General features: G+C 36.5%; 20 protein-coding genes and 1 tRNA gene. 11 read left to right on the plus strand and 10 right to left on the minus strand.

Translation table 11 applies throughout. The features are described from left to right. Nucleotides 1-8: 8 nt before the first annotated feature. The 5 genes from R8G33_03650 to R8G33_03670 all read left to right on the plus strand — a co-directional run bounded on the left by R8G33_03650 (nucleotide 9) and on the right by R8G33_03670 (nucleotide 4,266). Nucleotides 9-1,073 carry a type IV pilus twitching motility protein PilT gene (locus R8G33_03650; protein ID MDW3094748.1) on the plus strand — a complete coding sequence of 355 codons (1,065 nt, stop codon included), beginning with the start codon at nucleotides 9-11 and terminating at the stop codon, nucleotides 1,071-1,073. Nucleotides 1,074-1,203: 130 nt separating this feature from the next. After that, nucleotides 1,204-1,752: a TIGR02281 family clan AA aspartic protease gene (locus R8G33_03655; protein MDW3094749.1), complete on the plus strand. Its 549-nt coding sequence runs from the start codon at nucleotides 1,204-1,206 to the stop codon at nucleotides 1,750-1,752. A gap of 8 nt (nucleotides 1,753-1,760) precedes the next feature. Then, nucleotides 1,761-2,648 (plus strand): adenylate/guanylate cyclase domain-containing protein, encoded by an 888-nt coding sequence (locus R8G33_03660; protein ID MDW3094750.1) that lies wholly within the window; start codon nucleotides 1,761-1,763, stop codon nucleotides 2,646-2,648. Nucleotides 2,649-2,732: 84 nt separating this feature from the next. Next, nucleotides 2,733-4,148, plus strand: a complete 1,416-nt coding sequence (gltX, locus tag R8G33_03665) for a glutamate--tRNA ligase (GenBank protein MDW3094751.1) — start codon at nucleotides 2,733-2,735, stop codon at nucleotides 4,146-4,148. A 42-nt stretch (nucleotides 4,149-4,190) separates the two neighbouring features. Further along, nucleotides 4,191-4,266 (plus strand) — tRNA-Ala (locus R8G33_03670). Nucleotides 4,267-4,297: 31 nt separating this feature from the next. Here the strand turns inward: R8G33_03670 and R8G33_03675 are convergent. Next, nucleotides 4,298-4,969, minus strand: a complete 672-nt coding sequence (locus R8G33_03675) for a helix-turn-helix domain-containing protein (protein MDW3094752.1) — start codon at nucleotides 4,967-4,969, stop codon at nucleotides 4,298-4,300. 364 nt (nucleotides 4,970-5,333) lie between these two features. Between R8G33_03675 and R8G33_03680 the strand changes: the two genes are divergently transcribed. The 6 genes from R8G33_03680 to R8G33_03705 all read left to right on the plus strand — a co-directional run bounded on the left by R8G33_03680 (nucleotide 5,334) and on the right by R8G33_03705 (nucleotide 8,387). Continuing rightward, nucleotides 5,334-5,987, plus strand: a complete 654-nt coding sequence (locus R8G33_03680; GenBank protein MDW3094753.1) for a MotA/TolQ/ExbB proton channel family protein — start codon at nucleotides 5,334-5,336, stop codon at nucleotides 5,985-5,987. Nucleotides 5,988-5,991: 4 nt separating this feature from the next. Next, a complete protein-coding gene (locus tag R8G33_03685) occupies nucleotides 5,992-6,396 on the plus strand; it encodes a biopolymer transporter ExbD (protein MDW3094754.1) in 405 nt (134 codons plus the stop codon). Nucleotides 6,397-6,398: 2 nt separating this feature from the next. After that, complete coding sequence (locus tag R8G33_03690) at nucleotides 6,399-6,800, plus strand: biopolymer transporter ExbD (GenBank protein ID MDW3094755.1); 402 nt, start codon at nucleotides 6,399-6,401, stop codon at nucleotides 6,798-6,800. A gap of 8 nt (nucleotides 6,801-6,808) precedes the next feature. Continuing rightward, complete coding sequence (locus R8G33_03695; protein ID MDW3094756.1) at nucleotides 6,809-7,549, plus strand: energy transducer TonB; 741 nt, start codon at nucleotides 6,809-6,811, stop codon at nucleotides 7,547-7,549. 186 nt (nucleotides 7,550-7,735) lie between these two features. Further along, entirely contained in the window at nucleotides 7,736-7,957 is a 222-nt protein-coding gene (locus R8G33_03700; GenBank protein MDW3094757.1) for a hypothetical protein, read from the plus strand. 115 nt (nucleotides 7,958-8,072) lie between these two features. Further along, on the plus strand, nucleotides 8,073-8,387 hold the full coding sequence (locus tag R8G33_03705; protein MDW3094758.1) for a hypothetical protein: 315 nt from the start codon (nucleotides 8,073-8,075) through the stop codon (nucleotides 8,385-8,387). Here R8G33_03705 and gspN read toward each other — a convergent pair. Genes gspN through gspF form a run of 9 tightly spaced genes read right to left on the minus strand, consistent with a single transcriptional unit; the run spans nucleotide 8,376 to nucleotide 14,925 of the window. Continuing rightward, complete coding sequence (gene gspN, locus R8G33_03710) at nucleotides 8,376-9,107, minus strand: type II secretion system protein N (GenBank protein ID MDW3094759.1); 732 nt, start codon at nucleotides 9,105-9,107, stop codon at nucleotides 8,376-8,378. The genes R8G33_03705 and gspN overlap by 12 nt on opposite strands. Further along, on the minus strand, nucleotides 9,104-9,589 hold the full coding sequence (locus tag R8G33_03715) for a type II secretion system protein M (protein ID MDW3094760.1): 486 nt from the start codon (nucleotides 9,587-9,589) through the stop codon (nucleotides 9,104-9,106). The genes gspN and R8G33_03715 overlap by 4 nt, the downstream gene beginning before the upstream one ends. Nucleotides 9,590-9,592: 3 nt before the next feature. Beyond that, a complete protein-coding gene (gene gspL / locus R8G33_03720; protein MDW3094761.1) occupies nucleotides 9,593-10,813 on the minus strand; it encodes a type II secretion system protein GspL in 1,221 nt (406 codons plus the stop codon). Nucleotides 10,814-10,815: 2 nt separating this feature from the next. Continuing rightward, complete coding sequence (gene gspK / locus R8G33_03725; GenBank protein MDW3094762.1) at nucleotides 10,816-11,745, minus strand: type II secretion system minor pseudopilin GspK; 930 nt, start codon at nucleotides 11,743-11,745, stop codon at nucleotides 10,816-10,818. Then, nucleotides 11,742-12,347 carry a type II secretion system minor pseudopilin GspJ gene (gene gspJ, locus R8G33_03730; GenBank protein ID MDW3094763.1) on the minus strand — a complete coding sequence of 202 codons (606 nt, stop codon included), beginning with the start codon at nucleotides 12,345-12,347 and terminating at the stop codon, nucleotides 11,742-11,744. The genes gspK and gspJ overlap by 4 nt, the downstream gene beginning before the upstream one ends. Before the next feature lie 7 nt (nucleotides 12,348-12,354). Beyond that, entirely contained in the window at nucleotides 12,355-12,741 is a 387-nt protein-coding gene (gspI, locus tag R8G33_03735) for a type II secretion system minor pseudopilin GspI (protein ID MDW3094764.1), read from the minus strand. A gap of 2 nt (nucleotides 12,742-12,743) precedes the next feature. Next, on the minus strand, nucleotides 12,744-13,244 hold the full coding sequence (gene gspH / locus R8G33_03740; GenBank protein ID MDW3094765.1) for a type II secretion system minor pseudopilin GspH: 501 nt from the start codon (nucleotides 13,242-13,244) through the stop codon (nucleotides 12,744-12,746). A gap of 5 nt (nucleotides 13,245-13,249) precedes the next feature. Further along, nucleotides 13,250-13,675, minus strand: coding sequence for a type II secretion system major pseudopilin GspG (gspG, locus tag R8G33_03745; protein ID MDW3094766.1), 426 nt, complete (start codon nucleotides 13,673-13,675; stop codon nucleotides 13,250-13,252). Nucleotides 13,676-13,704: 29 nt separating this feature from the next. Continuing rightward, on the minus strand, nucleotides 13,705-14,925 hold the full coding sequence (gene gspF, locus R8G33_03750) for a type II secretion system inner membrane protein GspF (protein ID MDW3094767.1): 1,221 nt from the start codon (nucleotides 14,923-14,925) through the stop codon (nucleotides 13,705-13,707). Nucleotides 14,926-14,938 lie beyond the last annotated feature (13 nt).

The following is a 14,938-nucleotide window of genomic DNA, read 5'->3' on the forward strand; positions in this document are numbered from 1 at the left end:
TTAACACAATGTATAACCTAAATGAATTATTAAAAAAACTTGTAGATGATAATGGGTCTGACCTTCACGTATTGTCTGGAGATCCAGTACGTATGCGTGTAAATGGAGATCTTATATGTGTCACGGAGGAACCACTTAGCGCTAAAGATGCTCTTGAATCGTTCAAAGACATTATGAGCATGCGTAATAAAGAAGTACTAGAGGATGATGAGCAAGTGGATTTTGCCCACGAAGTTGATGGAGTAGGGCGCTTTCGCGTCAATATTTTTAGGCATTTAAATGGAGTTGGAGGTGTTTTTCGAGCTATTCCTTCTGATGTAATCCCACTCGATAAATTAAATATGCCTCCAATTATTGAATCTATATGTAAACAAAAGTCAGGATTAATTTTAGTCACAGGTAAAACTGGTTCCGGTAAGTCGACTACCTTAGCCTCGATGGTTGATGTTATTAATACTAATCAGAAAGGTCATATATTGACTATTGAGGACCCTATTGAATTCGAGCATCAACGTAAAGACTGTTTAGTCAGCCAACGTGAAGTAAATCATCACACTAAAACGTTTTCCCAAGCTTTGCATTCAGCATTGCGTGAAGATCCTGATGTTATTCTGGTCGGCGAATTACGTGATTTAGAAACCATGAGTCTAGCGGTTACTGCTGCAGAGACAGGTATCTTAGTGTTGGCTACACTTCATACTAATAGCGCTGCAGCGACTGTAGATCGAGTTATCAATACTTTTCCAGTTAATAAGCAGCCACAAATTAGAACCATGTTATCCACATCACTTAGAGCCATTGTTTCTCAGCAGTTATTGAAAAAGTCTGATGGAAAAGGTCGTGTTGCAGCTGTTGAAATTTTAATCAATACATCAGCTTCGTCAAATATTTTACGTGAAGGGAAGTCGGAGCAATTACAAAATATTATCCAAAGTGGTGCTGCACACGGCATGCAAAGTATGGATAGTGCATTGCATAATTTAGTTAAGGAGGAGATGATTCAACCACAAATAGCATTTGAAGCCGCAAATGATAAAGGATCATTCACACAATACCTTAAGAAAAGCTCATAACTCACTAAATTCAGGTAATATTTTCCATTATTCCCTGGTATTTGTTATAGTATTATCTTTAATTAGTACGGTCACACGGGCTCAGCCAATTCAACACATAGAAGTAATCGCTTTATTTGAAAATAAAGCCATGCTTCATATCGACAATGATGAAGTGTTGCTGTCAGTAGGAAACATGACAAAACATGGTGTAAAGTTAATATCAGCTGATGCACATGGTGCCGTGCTTGAAATTGAAGGTATACAACGTAAGTACTTACTCGGTAATGTAGTTCGAAATACCGATGCTGCTAACAATAAAAAAGATGCAGATATTATCGTCTACCAAGGCGCTGATACAATGTTTCGTACCACTGGCTCTATGAATGGGTATCCAGTCAATTTCTTAGTAGATACTGGTGCCTCGAGTATTGCGATGAGTTCAGAAGAAGCAAAACGCCTCGGTATAAATTACAAGTTAAATGGGAAGCCTACCTGGGTGTCTACTGCCTCAGGAATTGAGAAAGCCGTGACAGTCACTATTAAAAAAGTCACTATCTCAGGGGTCACAATTAAAGCTGTAGAGGGGTTGGTTATAGAAGGCTCTGAGCCTTCGATGCCATTGTTGGGGATGTCATATTTAAATCGATTTAAAATTATAAACGATGGAAATATGATGAGATTAAAAAGAAAGTATTAAATTTTCGTATGGAAAAGCATACTGATTGTGCTGTCATGTTTGTCGATATAGCTGGCAGTACTAAACTTTATCATGAGTTTGGCGATACTCTAGCTCAAGATAGTATTGCGCGTTCACTTATCCGCATGTCGGAAACTATTAAACGTAATAAAGGCAGTGTAGTTAAATTTATTGGTGACGAAATATTATGCTATTTTCAGCAAGTTGATTACGCAATCACCACTGCTTTTGCGTTGAATGACCTTTTAGAACAGTTAAAAGACCCAAATGGTATACAGATTAAAATACGTATAGGCTTACATTATGGTACTGCTATCATTGATCAGAATGATATCTACGGAGACACAGTCAATGTTGCAGCAGCTATGCGTGAAATTGCTCGTTCACGACAAATCATTACTACTGAAGCAGTCATACAAAAACTCCCAGCAGAAGTACTTCATCGCGCAAGACGTATTGAAAGCTCTAGATTAAAAGGACGACAAGAAGAAACGACAATTTATGAATTGCAATGGGAGGATGAAGACTACACGCAGATGTTATCTGCGGTAGGTCAAAATGATGATGATAAAGTCACTCGTTTACAGCTGATTTATCGTGACCAAGAAGTCTCACTACTAGAAGATATGCCGATATTTACTTTAGGTCGTGATGCCTCATGTTCTATGACTATTGAAGGTAAACTGATTTCACGTAATCATGCTTCAATTGAATATAAAAAAGGCAAATTCATATTCAAAGATTCCAGCACAAATGGCACCTATATTCGCACCGAAGAAGGCAGAAACGTTTATGTGCGTCGAGAAGAAGTAGCGCTTTGGGGCTTGGGAAATATTAGCTTGGGCCGTGTTCCCGAAGAAGATGAAGATAATCTTCTTCAGTATATTAGTCGCTAAATAGCGAAAACAGATTCATCTCTTACCCTTGTCTGGGTTATTATCTGCAACTTCTAATTTACTCATCTATTTGCAGGTCTCTACATGGAAGTAAAAACTAGATTTGCCCCAAGTCCCACTGGATATTTACATATTGGTGGCGTGCGAACAGCGCTTTTCTCTTGGTTATATGCAAAACATAATCAAGGAAAATTTGTTCTTCGTATCGAAGATACAGATAGAGAACGTTCTACTCAAGAATCAGTGGATGCAATTTTGCGCGGTATGGAATGGCTAGGGCTTGAATTTGATGAAGGACCTTTTTATCAAACTCGGCGTTTTGATCGATACCAAGAAGTCATTGAAAAGCTTTTAAATGAAAATAAAGCCTATCGTTGTTACTGCACTAAAGATGAATTAGATGCTTTACGTTTAGAACAACAAAAAAATAGACAAAAACCAAAGTATGATGGCCGTTATCGTGACTATACTGGCCCCATCCCCAAGGATGTTAACCCAGTAGTTCGATTTAAAAATCCACTAGATGGTGAAGTCATTATTCAAGATCAAGTATTGGGCGATGTTGTAATTAATAATTCTGAGTTAGATGACTTAATTATTGCTCGCTCTGATGGTACACCAACATATAACTTAACGGTTGTAGTCGATGACCTAGATATGAATATCACACATGTTATTCGTGGTGATGATCATGTTAATAACACACCTAGACAAATTAATATGATTAATGCTCTAGGTGGAACATTGCCAAGCTATGCTCACGTCCCCATGATTTTAGGAAATGATGGTAAGCGGATGTCAAAACGTCATGGTGCAGTAAGTATTTCAGCTTATGAAGATGAAGGGTATTTACCTGAAGCAATATTAAATTATTTAGTTCGGCTTGGCTGGGCACATGGTGACCAAGAAATTTTCTCAAAACAGGAAATGATCGCACTATTTTCATTAGAAAATATAAACAAGTCTGCTGCTGCATTCGATATTGATAAACTTCAATGGCTGAATCAACAATATATTAAACTAACACCTAATGAGAAACTTGTGTCATGGGTAGAGTTAGCATACGCAAAGAAAAACGTTAAACTAAGTTCCTTTAATCAATTAGACAAGGTGATTGATCTACAAAAAGAAAGAGTAAAGACCTTAACTGAACTGACAGATAATAGTGAATATTTTTTTACTGATTTTGATAGTTATGATGAAAAATCTGCAAAGAAACACTTTAAACCTGCAAACTTGCCAATTTTACAATCAATTAAATGTAAATTTTCTGCTGTACAAGATTGGCGAGCTGAAAATATCCATCAATGTATTACAGACTATTCTGAAGAGAGTCAGTTAAAATTAGGTAAGATAGCTCCACCGATTCGTGTGGCTGTATGCGGTAGTGCAAACTCTCCTTCGATAGATATAACCCTTGAATTAATTGGCAAAGAAAGGGTGTTGGTAAGAATTGAAAATGCAATTACATTTATCTCTAAACAAGTTGAGGGAAGTTGATAAGCTAGGCATAATTGCATCTACCAAACATTACTTAATATCGGGGCTATAGCTCAGCTGGGAGAGCGCCTGCGTGGCACGCAGGAGGTCAGCGGTTCGATCCCGCTTAGCTCCACCACTTATTTAATTCTTTAGTGTTAGTAGTAGTGCTAATTATCAGCAAATGTGCTTCGGCCAATCCATTCTGATATATTTTTTACATGTGTTTTAGAACCGAGAATTTTCATTTTGCCATTTCGAATCATAGTTGTTAACTTCTCGTAACCTAGCCATATATTGGTCATAGTTTTGAGTGTGGTAATAATCACTATATCGGGTTCATGACCAGTATCCTCAAAACATAAGTCAATTTCATTGTTATCAATTACTATCCACCAATAGCGATCACGATTATCTTGATCGTAAAACTCAATATTGATGACTGCTCGTTGATTATTAAAGTAGTCGATATTTAAACGACGACGCATATCCCACAATAAAAAACCTGCATCAAGATCTTCAGTTGTAATTTTATTCTTTGCCCATTTATGCCCCCATGCCCCGAAACCTAATACAATTGGGCGTAATTCCTCTCCAGATTGAGTCAAAAAATATTCATAATTATTCGCTTTAAGCTTTTTAGAACGAAGAATAATCCCTTGTTCTTCAAGAGATTTCAGGCGGCGTGAAAGTATACTAGGTGAGATCCTTGGAAGTCCGCAGCGTAGTTGTCCAAAACGAGTGCTTCCCATCATCAGTTCTCTGAGGACTAATATGACCCATTTTTCACATAGAATTTCAGCAGCTTTAGCTACCGGACAGAATTGACAATATTTTTCCATAAAACAGCAATTTATTAGTAGAAATTAGTACAATTTAAAGACTAGTCCACACCCTTGTAATAAAACCAACTAATTCTGGTTGCATTAAAAACAACTGGAGGAAGAGCCAAATTTAAGTTTACTTCAGGCGTCTTCATCCTACTATAGATCTTGGATTTAGCTTTATTCAATCAATTGTTTCCTTAGCTATTGTCAAGGATTTCCGAGCACTTCGGCTTTGGGTGCGACAATTAGTCCATTTCATCCAAAATTTGAAATCAGGTATACTGGACTATTCACATGCTGAGCAACGCCTAACGTGTGAGTTATAACTATCTAATGATCTGATTATTATTAAATAAGCTACTTAATCGACACCACTCACATGCACGCATCAAATATAGAAGTAAGTGTCTCCCGCATCAATACATTAGTTGAAGCAGGGGGACCTGTCGTAATAGTATTAATTGGAATGTCTGTAATTGGACTTTCAATTCTGCTCCTTAAGAGCTGGCAATTTTTTGCACTGCAACTAGAAAATCGTGCATTCATCGATTCAGCAATTAATGCTTGGAAAAACAATAATACTGAAGCGATGTATGAAATACTTCATCATTCAAAAAATCCTATTGCACAAGTGCTCGAAGCAGCTACCCATGCATGTCTACAACAAAATATTGATTACAACATAGCGCGAGAAGAGGTTATACGTGTTGCCACTTTAAAACTTGCTGATGTGAGGTCTTACCTAAGAGTAATAGAGGTAATTGCAGCGCTAAGCCCATTGTTGGGATTGTTCGGAACGGTATTAGGAATGATAGAAGCATTCCATCGTCTGGAATTAGCAGGAACCGCAGTTGATCCGGCAGTATTATCTGGTGGTATTTGGGAGGCGTTACTAACCACAGCAGCTGGCTTAGCCGTTGCTATTCCAGCTATCATTGCACTAAATTGGTTAGAACATAGAATTGAGAATTTTAAAATTGCTATGGAAGATGCAATGACTCAAGTATTTACTCATAAGGTTAGCCTTAACTAAAGAAATGCAACTATCTCTGCCACGGAAAAAATCTTTAGTAAATTTAACTCCACTTATAGATGTAGTGTTTATTCTTCTTATATTCTTCATGTTAGCATCAAATTTTATCCGCTGGCATTACATTGAGTTATCAGTTGGTAAAATTGAAGATTTTTCTGCTGACCAAAATGAATTAAGTATTATCAAAATATCCTCAAATGGTGAGTACCAGCTTAATGACGAGATACTCTTACTTGATTCGATCATATTAAAAATGAGAAAACAGATTGGTAATGATGCCAATCATTCTATCGTCATACAGCCAGAAGAGGGCGCCAATGTACAAACGATGGTAGATGTCTTAAATTCATTGAAAAATTTTGCAAGTGATAATATATCAGTAGCTAAACCTGCAAAGCAGAATTTATAGAAATGAAAATTCAAGAACAACCAGAGAAAAAGGAACTTGAGAATCTATTGCCTTTGGTCAACGTTGTGTTCTTATTATTAATATTTTTTATGGTTGCTGGTGCATTTTCATCTCCAGAATTATTCTCAATCAATCCAACTATTGCTAAAAATAACACACAAGCAAATCGAGAAGTATTAACAATACTAGTAAATCAGTATGGTGAACTTGCTATCAATCAAGAAGAAGTTTCGTTAAAGTCGCTTAATAAAATAATCAATAATCACCTGATTGATAATCCTAAACAAAAAATTCAGCTTAAACCAGATGCTGAGACTGAAGCTATTCGTGTTGTTGATATATTAGAAACTTTAGGTGAAACCAATTTAGAAGCAGTACATATTATGACGAGTACATCCAAGTAGTATTTAGAATGACTAATAGTAGTTTCTGTATTAAGCCTTACCATTGGTGGATAGTAATTAGTTTAGCCGTCATATTTCATGCTAGCTTGTTGATTAGCTATGATCAAGATAAACAGCATATAAATACGGACACTATTATTAATCATGATGAAATTGTCATTCGTTTAAAGAAACTAAATATGCCTGCCAAGGCCGATCCAGTTGTTGTAATAGAATCAGAGCAGCTAAAACCAATACCACCGGTTAAACCAGTTCAAAAAAAACCTAAAATAATTAAACCTGAAAAAACTATCGTTGATAAAAAACCAATAGTAAAACCGAAAGTTGTTAAACCGAAAATAGAAGCATTTGCTGAAAAATATAAGCAGACTACTATCAAAAAAAAATCTACCTCCAAAAATTATGCAGCACCAACGGACTCAGTAGTTAAATTATCTGAAAAAATCGAAAGGGATAGAGCATCCTACCTGGCACGATTATCACAGTGGTTGGAACGTCATAAAAAGTATCCCTCTATTGCTAGAAGAAGAGGGCAAGAAGGTCAAGCAGTGGTAAAATTTACTATAAATAGCAGTGGTCAGTTAGTAAGACATCAATTAGTCAAGCCCTCTGAGCATCAAAGCCTAAATACAGCGGCTATAAAAATGTTGGAACGAGCATCACCCATGCCGGTACCACCAAGCTCCGTAATAGGCGATAAAAATGAATTAACCTACACCATACCTGTGAATTTTAGTTTGGTTCAGTAGTAATTACCACGTACATACTCTTTTATATATTTGTAACGTTTTGATTAAATATAAATTTATATATTTCAAGAACTTAAAAATGAAATTTATATTAAATTATAGAATAATTACAATTCTGGTATATAATTGACACTAATCTTAAAGGTGGTCGGGTAGATATACATTAAGTTTGGGACAAATATAACAATGACACAATTCAAATTCATAGTAGAAGATAAAGAGAGGCGGGTCAGAGAAGATAGGCGTTTAAATTTAAACCCTACAACTTTTCCAGTATTTACAACCAGCGGTACTTGGATACGTAAAGAGTGTCGAAAAACTCCAGAACGACGCATTGAAAATATCAATGTGACAGAAACGCAAATTGAAGACGAAGAGTTTAATGAATTGTTTAAAGAATTCTCTTAAGTAACTCTTTAATATGCTAATTTACATGCAAAAATAAGATAACTAATTGATTCGCAAATTATTTATTATCTAGCTACAATGTCAGCATTACTTTTACATTGTACTAGGTGCTGCTTTGCAAAAAACCAAGCCACGTCGACCTGAAAGAAGAGCTGGTAATCTAAAGAAGAACACAAAAGAAGCGTATTCTCGAGAACGTCGAAAGAAATCTTCTGAACGCAGGCATAGTGAAACTGTCGCCCAATTTCCTATCATTACTACGCAAGGAATATGTGTTAGAAAAGAGCGACGCAAACTCCCAGAACGCAGAATTTCAAATATTGTTGTGCGTGAGACAGTAATGAATGAAGAAGTTTTTGAAACTCTATTCTCTAATTACCTAAAATACAAAGAAAGAATGCGTTTGGCTGCAAACAAGCTAAATAGCTAGACTTCCTCGTTGTTCTAGCCTGACGGAGCCATCTGGTTGTAATTCTCCAATAAAATTTAATCCATTTACAACCGCTTCTGTTGAATTAGAATTTTTTTGCACTTTTATATCAAGCTGGTACTTCATATCATTGAAGAGCTGAATCGCTCCAGCCAGATCTATGTGTCCCTGCTTATTATCAATTTTAATTTGCGTATAATCCTTTTCAGGTTCAAATATACAATCAACATTTCCCATAGATAAGCGTAGAACTCCATTTACATCTAATGCGGTAAACTTCATGTTACCTTGTAAATGCTGAATACGTTGATTATCAAATTTAATTTTTTCCATGTTGCCATTGAAATCACCAGATAATGTTATTCCGTAGTTTTTCAATAGTGGGTTTAATACTTGAGAATTTCCGCTTATTAGCAAGTTGATTATTTCAGTAGTGCTTCTTGCTTTTAGTAGAAAAGAGCTAGTGATATCTGCATGATTTTGTTTTATATCGGCGCATATTTTTATTAATAGAAAACAACTAGGCTTAATTTTCCATTTAATAGACCCATAATTTATTTGATTGATAGTAATACTAGAAGCTGAGCCATCCCATACATTTCCCTGAAATTGTTCGGCAATGATATTCTTAGGGAGTAGTTTTCCGGCAACACTAGCAGGCACATAAGCAACCATAGCAAATAAAAAAACAAGAACGCCTAAAAAAATATATTTCTTCATAGTCTCTTTAAGATTAATCTTGCTTTAACTAGACCTGGCTTTTCTAATTTTGTGATACTTGCTTCTCGTACTTTAACGTTACTATTTTTATCCAATTGGCCTAGCATGGTGGCAAGTGCATCAAAATTTATCTCGTCCATGTAAACTGTTGCTGCGTGAGGTCCATCTGGCTGAATTTGTCTTATTGCGGCACGCAAACCTAGTCTATTAGCAAGACTATCTACAATTGCTAGCAATGAGCGTTTATTATCGGATTTAAGCAGGTTAGGGTTAGTTAATTTAAGTTGCTTAATCTCTGTGCTCTTTGATTTCATCCATAGCAACAATTCTTGATTATTTTCGACTCTCATTAGCTTTTTATCTCTTGCATCAGCCAACGGTGACCAAGCCAAGCTGTAGAATAAAAACAAGATTAATGCAATACCTGCAATAAGGACAAAGCTTTGTTCTCTCGATTGTAAATTATTCCACCAGTCTTTCATGATTTACTCCGATACTTGCATACGTGCCATTACAAAATCATCAACTGTTTTTGCTGTTTGTAATTCTGCGTTGATGTTCTTAGACTGTAGTTTAGATTTAACTGCTTCTAATACTTGAATGTTTTTAGTTTTGATATCTAAGGACAGTTTGTTATTTTTATATTGTAATTCTGTAATTGATATATTCGAGTCTTTATAAAGTTCGTACCCACTTTGATGTAAAAATTTAAGAAAATCTGCTTCACTTACATTAGAATCAGAAGCAGACAAGGCTTTAATACGTTGCTGCATTTGAACGCGAGCATTAACGACATTTTTAACTTCAGGAAATGTGCGTTTAAATATTTGATCGATCTCAGCAGATAGGTTTTTATCTAGTTTATTCAATCTAGAATATTCAAGGCCCATATTTGCCATTGAAATAGTTATCCATATTGCAGTAAGTGCCGCAGCTATTTTCCAAGGTCTAATAGTTTTGTGTTGTTTATCAGCTTTTACATAACTCCCTTGAAGTAAGTTAATACATTCTTCATTTGAAAATCCTTTGATGAATGCACTTGGTGACCAAAAATCATCTAGTTGAATATTAGGTAACTTTACAATGTCTTCTAAGTTTTCATCAGGATGACTATACACAACGATTTTGCTTGGGTTTTCTGATTGTTCACTAAGCGTAACATTCATGAAGTCAGTGAAATCATTAGTTTCACAACCAAATCCATTACATTGTTGAGTTCTTGCTAATAAGTGTCCGTCATCAATACATAATGTCCATTGATCTTTACTCCAGTCCAAGCCGAAAATATCCGAAGTGATCACATCGGGTAAAACGTTAACACTACCTAAAATTTTAATGAGATGATCTAAATGTATTTTAGATATAACTATAACTGGGATCTCGCCATCATCATTGCGCTTTCCCAACGAGAAATGTAAGTCTTCAATGTCTTCGGTTAAATCATCCTCAAGTGCATACGGTATTGCTTTTTCTAACTGTTTTTTATTCTTGGTTTGTACTGCTACTGATGTAATATATAGATGTTCAATTGGTAATAAGATAACAACTTTTCGGTCTTGTATTAATGTTGAAGCATTAGTGAGTTTAACCATTCCACAATCATTAGCTTCAGATTCGTCAGTGACTAAAACCCAACGCACGGATGTGTCTTCATCGATAACACGATTATCACTATTAGCTAGAAATCTTAAAAATAGGGTTTCCATGATTAATATCCTGGTACTCTTGTTACAACAGTGATGTTGGAATTATTTATTCGATTGAGAATACTCGTATTATTAATAAAACTATTTCCAACTTTTACTTGAGAATTTAAACTAAAGTAACTACTTCCTACTGATAGGGCTTGAAGATTCACTGAAGTGCCTTGAAGCAGAGGATTTGATACAAACTCTTGGACAGACTTAAAGGCCTCTTCATCACGCTCTTCAATTAGATTATTAGCCAGCGCAATTCCAATATTTGGGATTGCTGAGGCAATGACTTCTGCTTTAGCTGTATTAACATTAACAGCAGTATTGGAAGGCAAAGCAGTTAAAAATGGTTTAACTTTGTCATATATTTCTTGATCAAAGCCTTTCACTAAGCGTATTTCAGATATATGTTGCATAGGGCGGTTTGCCGTCAAATAAGGGGATTCTAATCCCGTATAGTAATCGTCTTCGGCACCATTAGGAGGGATTGCGTTGACATCTGGGTCAATCCAGTCGATGACTGCTTGTATTAAGGTAGGATCTAGCTCAAGCAGACTAAATAAGCTTTCTAATCTAATTCGTGTAAGTGGATCGGGATCTGCCCCTGCAAGGAGGTTATTTATATTAATTTTGCCCTGTTCATCTTGAATTTTACCTGAAATATACCCCCCGGGAAGCGGTAGAGCAGGGAGCTCAGTCGCCCAAGCTTCACTCTCATGGTCATAGCTATTTTTATCATCTAGATCTCTAGCTAAAATTACCTTTGCCCAAGTTTCACCACCATGAAGATACGACCATACTTGGCTGCCAAATACAACGTTTTCAGCTCTTCGAATTGATAACTGATGATTTGCTGAAATAGAGGTTGCAGCAATGACCGCTAACGCAAGCACAAGAATGGCAGTCAATAATGCAATACCACGCTGTTGAGAATAATTAGTCATTCAGGCACCGTGATAATTCTTGTGATTTTACCAATTGGTTGTGCCTCAAAAGAAATTAATACAGCTCGCGGCAAACCGATTGAAGTAGAGTCACTATTAAGTGGCGGCCACTGGTCAACCCATGCGTTTGCTTGGTTTAGAAATTCTATTTCTAATTCTTTAACTTCTTCAAGTAGTACTACTTCACGTGCATCTTCACTTATGGCACCATCTAGTCGATTCCAGCTATGTCGCTTAAATTGATTTTCATTTACTTCATAAGCAACGCGCTGCAAACTACTTCGTAGCAATCCAGCAGGATTACGCCAACCACTATAAGTTAAACTCATAATTGATTCGCCGTCCGATGAAAATGCTGGCTGAGTATCACCGTATTGATCTCTAATAGGTCTAGCGATAGAGCGATTGATATCTCTCTCTAAATATTTAAGCGTCAATTGTATTGATTTAATTTGATCTGAACGTAGCTCTAAATCAGTTTGCCATTTCAAAATAGCATTAAGACCACTAAATGCAGTAATACCAACAATGCCAAAAACGGCCAAAGCAACGACCACTTCTATTAAAGTAAAACCAACGCTTTTATGGGTTCTAGCAATCATGATGATATTAATAAAAATAAGCAGGGAATAGTGAAACCAATGAAGCATATACTTGGCTATCAGGATCATCGTCACGCCTAACATCTATTTCAACACGTTGTATGCCTGGGTCTTGCGTATCGACTAATTTTTTAGTCCAATGCCATTCAATACCGGCTACTTCTTCGGTTCCTGTAGTCTCTTTTTCTGCATCATCCTCTAGGTTCAATTCATAGCTAGCCATAGCATTTTGGGCAACCCAGGTAGCGACAACTCTTTCATTTAGATAAACCGTATTCTTAGTGACAGTACCAATTGTTTTTATTGTACCCATTAATCCAACTGCTATTACTGCTACAGCAACAACAACTTCTATTAATGTAAATCCTTTTATTGTATTAGCATTAATACTCATTGCTAAGCATCCGCCAAAACTATTTCAAATTCACCTAACTCATCGAAACTAATTTGATAAGTCCATTCATCACGATCAGTAATATCAAGCTGAAAAGGAGAGACTTCTCCATCTGAAGTTATAAAGATTTGTGGCTTTTTTTTATCTTCAGCAGATAAAACAACTTTTATTCCATCAAGATATAATTTATGTTCTATCCCATCGGGCAATGTGCGGTTTCTAAAAATTCTATCACCTGAAACTTCTACCCATCCTGTTTGGTCAAGAGTGTAGAATGCATAACCTGTATCCCAAACAGATAGAGCATATTCCTGAGAGTTAAAAATTGCTTGTTCTTTTGCTAGATGAATAAGTGAAGTAAAGCGCTCACTTGTTTGTTTCATGCGCTTTACTTGTGGATTTCCTATGCTGATTGTTGCAATCGTCAGCACAAATCCAATAATTGCAATTACAACAATAATTTCTATTAAAGTGAATCCAGACTGTCTGTTAGTCAACTTCAATTGCTTTACTCTAAGTCTAAATTACTAATATCTGAATTGTAATCAGTGCCGCCCGGCGCCCCATCAGCTCCTAATGAGTAAATATCATAGTCACCAGTTTCACCGGGACTGATGTATTGATAATCATTTTGCCATGGGTCTTTAGGCAGCTTAGGAATATAGCCACCTTTTTGCCAATTTTTTGCTTCTGAACCTGATGTAGGTTTTTCTACTAGTGCTTGTAATCCTTGATCTGTGGTGGGGTATCTAAAATTATCAACTCGATACATTTGTAATGCACTTTCTAATGCTCGTATATCTTGTTTAGCCTTAACCACGCGAGATTTATCCACATTTCCAATTACATTGGGTGCGACAATTGATGCCAATATACCCAAAATCACCAACACAACAATAACCTCTATCAGCGTAAATCCAGATTGTGTTTTCATTTTAGTATTCTCCTAAATAATAATTGTGTTTAACCAACCAATTGATTCATTTCAAATAATGGCAACATAATTGCAATGACAATGCCAAATACCAAGCCGCCCATAAAGACAATCATTAGTGGTTCAAATAAACTTAAAGTTGCTGAAATAATTGTTTTCAATTCTCGTTCTTGTTGTACAGCCGCACGTTCCAACATGACTTCTAAATTACCACTAGCCTCACCACTTGCTATTAGATGTAGTGTCATTGGTGGGAAGTGTCGAGAAGTCTCTAGAGACCCATGAATGCTTGCGCCTTCTCTGACATTGACTGCCGCATCATTTACAGCTTTTTTCATTGGCAAGTTTGGGATTACATGTGATGCAATACGTAATGCTTCTAATACTGGAACACCTGATGCAGTTAAAATACTTAAGGTACGTGCAAAACGTGAGGTATTAAGACCGCGAATTAATCTACCAGCAATTGGTAAACGCAATTGCAGAGCATGGAATTTGTATCTGAAAGCATGCGCTTTCATTAAATATTTAAAACCAAAAATCGCAGCAATTATTGCGCCCAACCAATACCACCATGTTGCTCGAAGAAAATCACTAGCTGCCAATAACACTTTTGTTGGAAATGGTAGTTCATTGCCAAGATCTGCAAACACTTGTACAACCTGTGGTACAACATAAGTAAGCAGTCCCACAACCACACCAATACATATAATTAACAAAACAATAGGATAAACTAGTGCTGTAGTGACGCTCTGCTGCATTTCTTGGCGGCTTTCAGTATAGTCAGCGAGACGCTCTAGCACAGGGTCTAAATTACCTGACTTTTCTCCAGCAGAGACAGTTGCGCGATATAAATCAGGGAAGGTTGCAGGAAATTCTGCTAAGCCATTTTCTAAGCTATGTCCTTCGGTAACTTTTGAGCGCACACCTAAAATTGTGCGAGTAACATGTGATTTTTCAGATTGTTTTGCAGTAGTGCGTAATGCTTCTTCTAGCGGAGTACCTGATTGTAGTAAAGTAGCAAGCTGACGCGTAAACAAAGCAAGCTCACTTGAACTCATTCGTTTACCCAGAGAAAAAAATGGTTGTCTATTCCCACTACGATCTTTTTGCGCAATTGGATTTATATCAAGTGGTGTTAACCCTTGTGAACGTAACAATTGTCGAGCAGATTTTGGACTATCACCCTCGATGACGCCTTTCTTATTACGTCCCGAATCGTCTAATGCGTTATATTCAAAAGCCGGCATAGCAAAATTACTT

The sequence above is a fragment of the Gammaproteobacteria bacterium genome, from assembly GCA_033344735.1.
Lineage (GTDB): Bacteria > Pseudomonadota > Gammaproteobacteria > UBA4575 > UBA4575 > UBA1858.

Coding starts and splice junctions, on each gene's coding strand:
- R8G33_03650 (MDW3094748.1), top strand. CDS start 9: ATGTATAACCTAAATGAATTATTAAAAAAACTTGTAGATGATAATGGG.
- R8G33_03655 (MDW3094749.1), top strand. CDS start 1,204: ATGCTTCATATCGACAATGATGAAGTGTTGCTGTCAGTAGGAAACATG.
- R8G33_03660 (MDW3094750.1), top strand. CDS start 1,761: ATGGAAAAGCATACTGATTGTGCTGTCATGTTTGTCGATATAGCTGGC.
- gltX (MDW3094751.1), top strand. CDS start 2,733: ATGGAAGTAAAAACTAGATTTGCCCCAAGTCCCACTGGATATTTACAT.
- R8G33_03675 (MDW3094752.1), bottom strand. CDS start 4,969: ATGGAAAAATATTGTCAATTCTGTCCGGTAGCTAAAGCTGCTGAAATT.
- R8G33_03680 (MDW3094753.1), top strand. CDS start 5,334: ATGCACGCATCAAATATAGAAGTAAGTGTCTCCCGCATCAATACATTA.
- R8G33_03685 (MDW3094754.1), top strand. CDS start 5,992: ATGCAACTATCTCTGCCACGGAAAAAATCTTTAGTAAATTTAACTCCA.
- R8G33_03690 (MDW3094755.1), top strand. CDS start 6,399: ATGAAAATTCAAGAACAACCAGAGAAAAAGGAACTTGAGAATCTATTG.
- R8G33_03695 (MDW3094756.1), top strand. CDS start 6,809: ATGACTAATAGTAGTTTCTGTATTAAGCCTTACCATTGGTGGATAGTA.
- R8G33_03700 (MDW3094757.1), top strand. CDS start 7,736: ATGACACAATTCAAATTCATAGTAGAAGATAAAGAGAGGCGGGTCAGA.
- gspN (MDW3094759.1), bottom strand. CDS start 9,107: ATGAAGAAATATATTTTTTTAGGCGTTCTTGTTTTTTTATTTGCTATG.
- R8G33_03715 (MDW3094760.1), bottom strand. CDS start 9,589: ATGAAAGACTGGTGGAATAATTTACAATCGAGAGAACAAAGCTTTGTC.
- gspL (MDW3094761.1), bottom strand. CDS start 10,813: ATGGAAACCCTATTTTTAAGATTTCTAGCTAATAGTGATAATCGTGTT.
- gspK (MDW3094762.1), bottom strand. CDS start 11,745: ATGACTAATTATTCTCAACAGCGTGGTATTGCATTATTGACTGCCATT.
- gspJ (MDW3094763.1), bottom strand. CDS start 12,347: ATGATTGCTAGAACCCATAAAAGCGTTGGTTTTACTTTAATAGAAGTG.
- gspI (MDW3094764.1), bottom strand. CDS start 12,741: ATGAGTATTAATGCTAATACAATAAAAGGATTTACATTAATAGAAGTT.
- gspG (MDW3094766.1), bottom strand. CDS start 13,675: ATGAAAACACAATCTGGATTTACGCTGATAGAGGTTATTGTTGTGTTG.
- gspF (MDW3094767.1), bottom strand. CDS start 14,925: ATGCCGGCTTTTGAATATAACGCATTAGACGATTCGGGACGTAATAAG.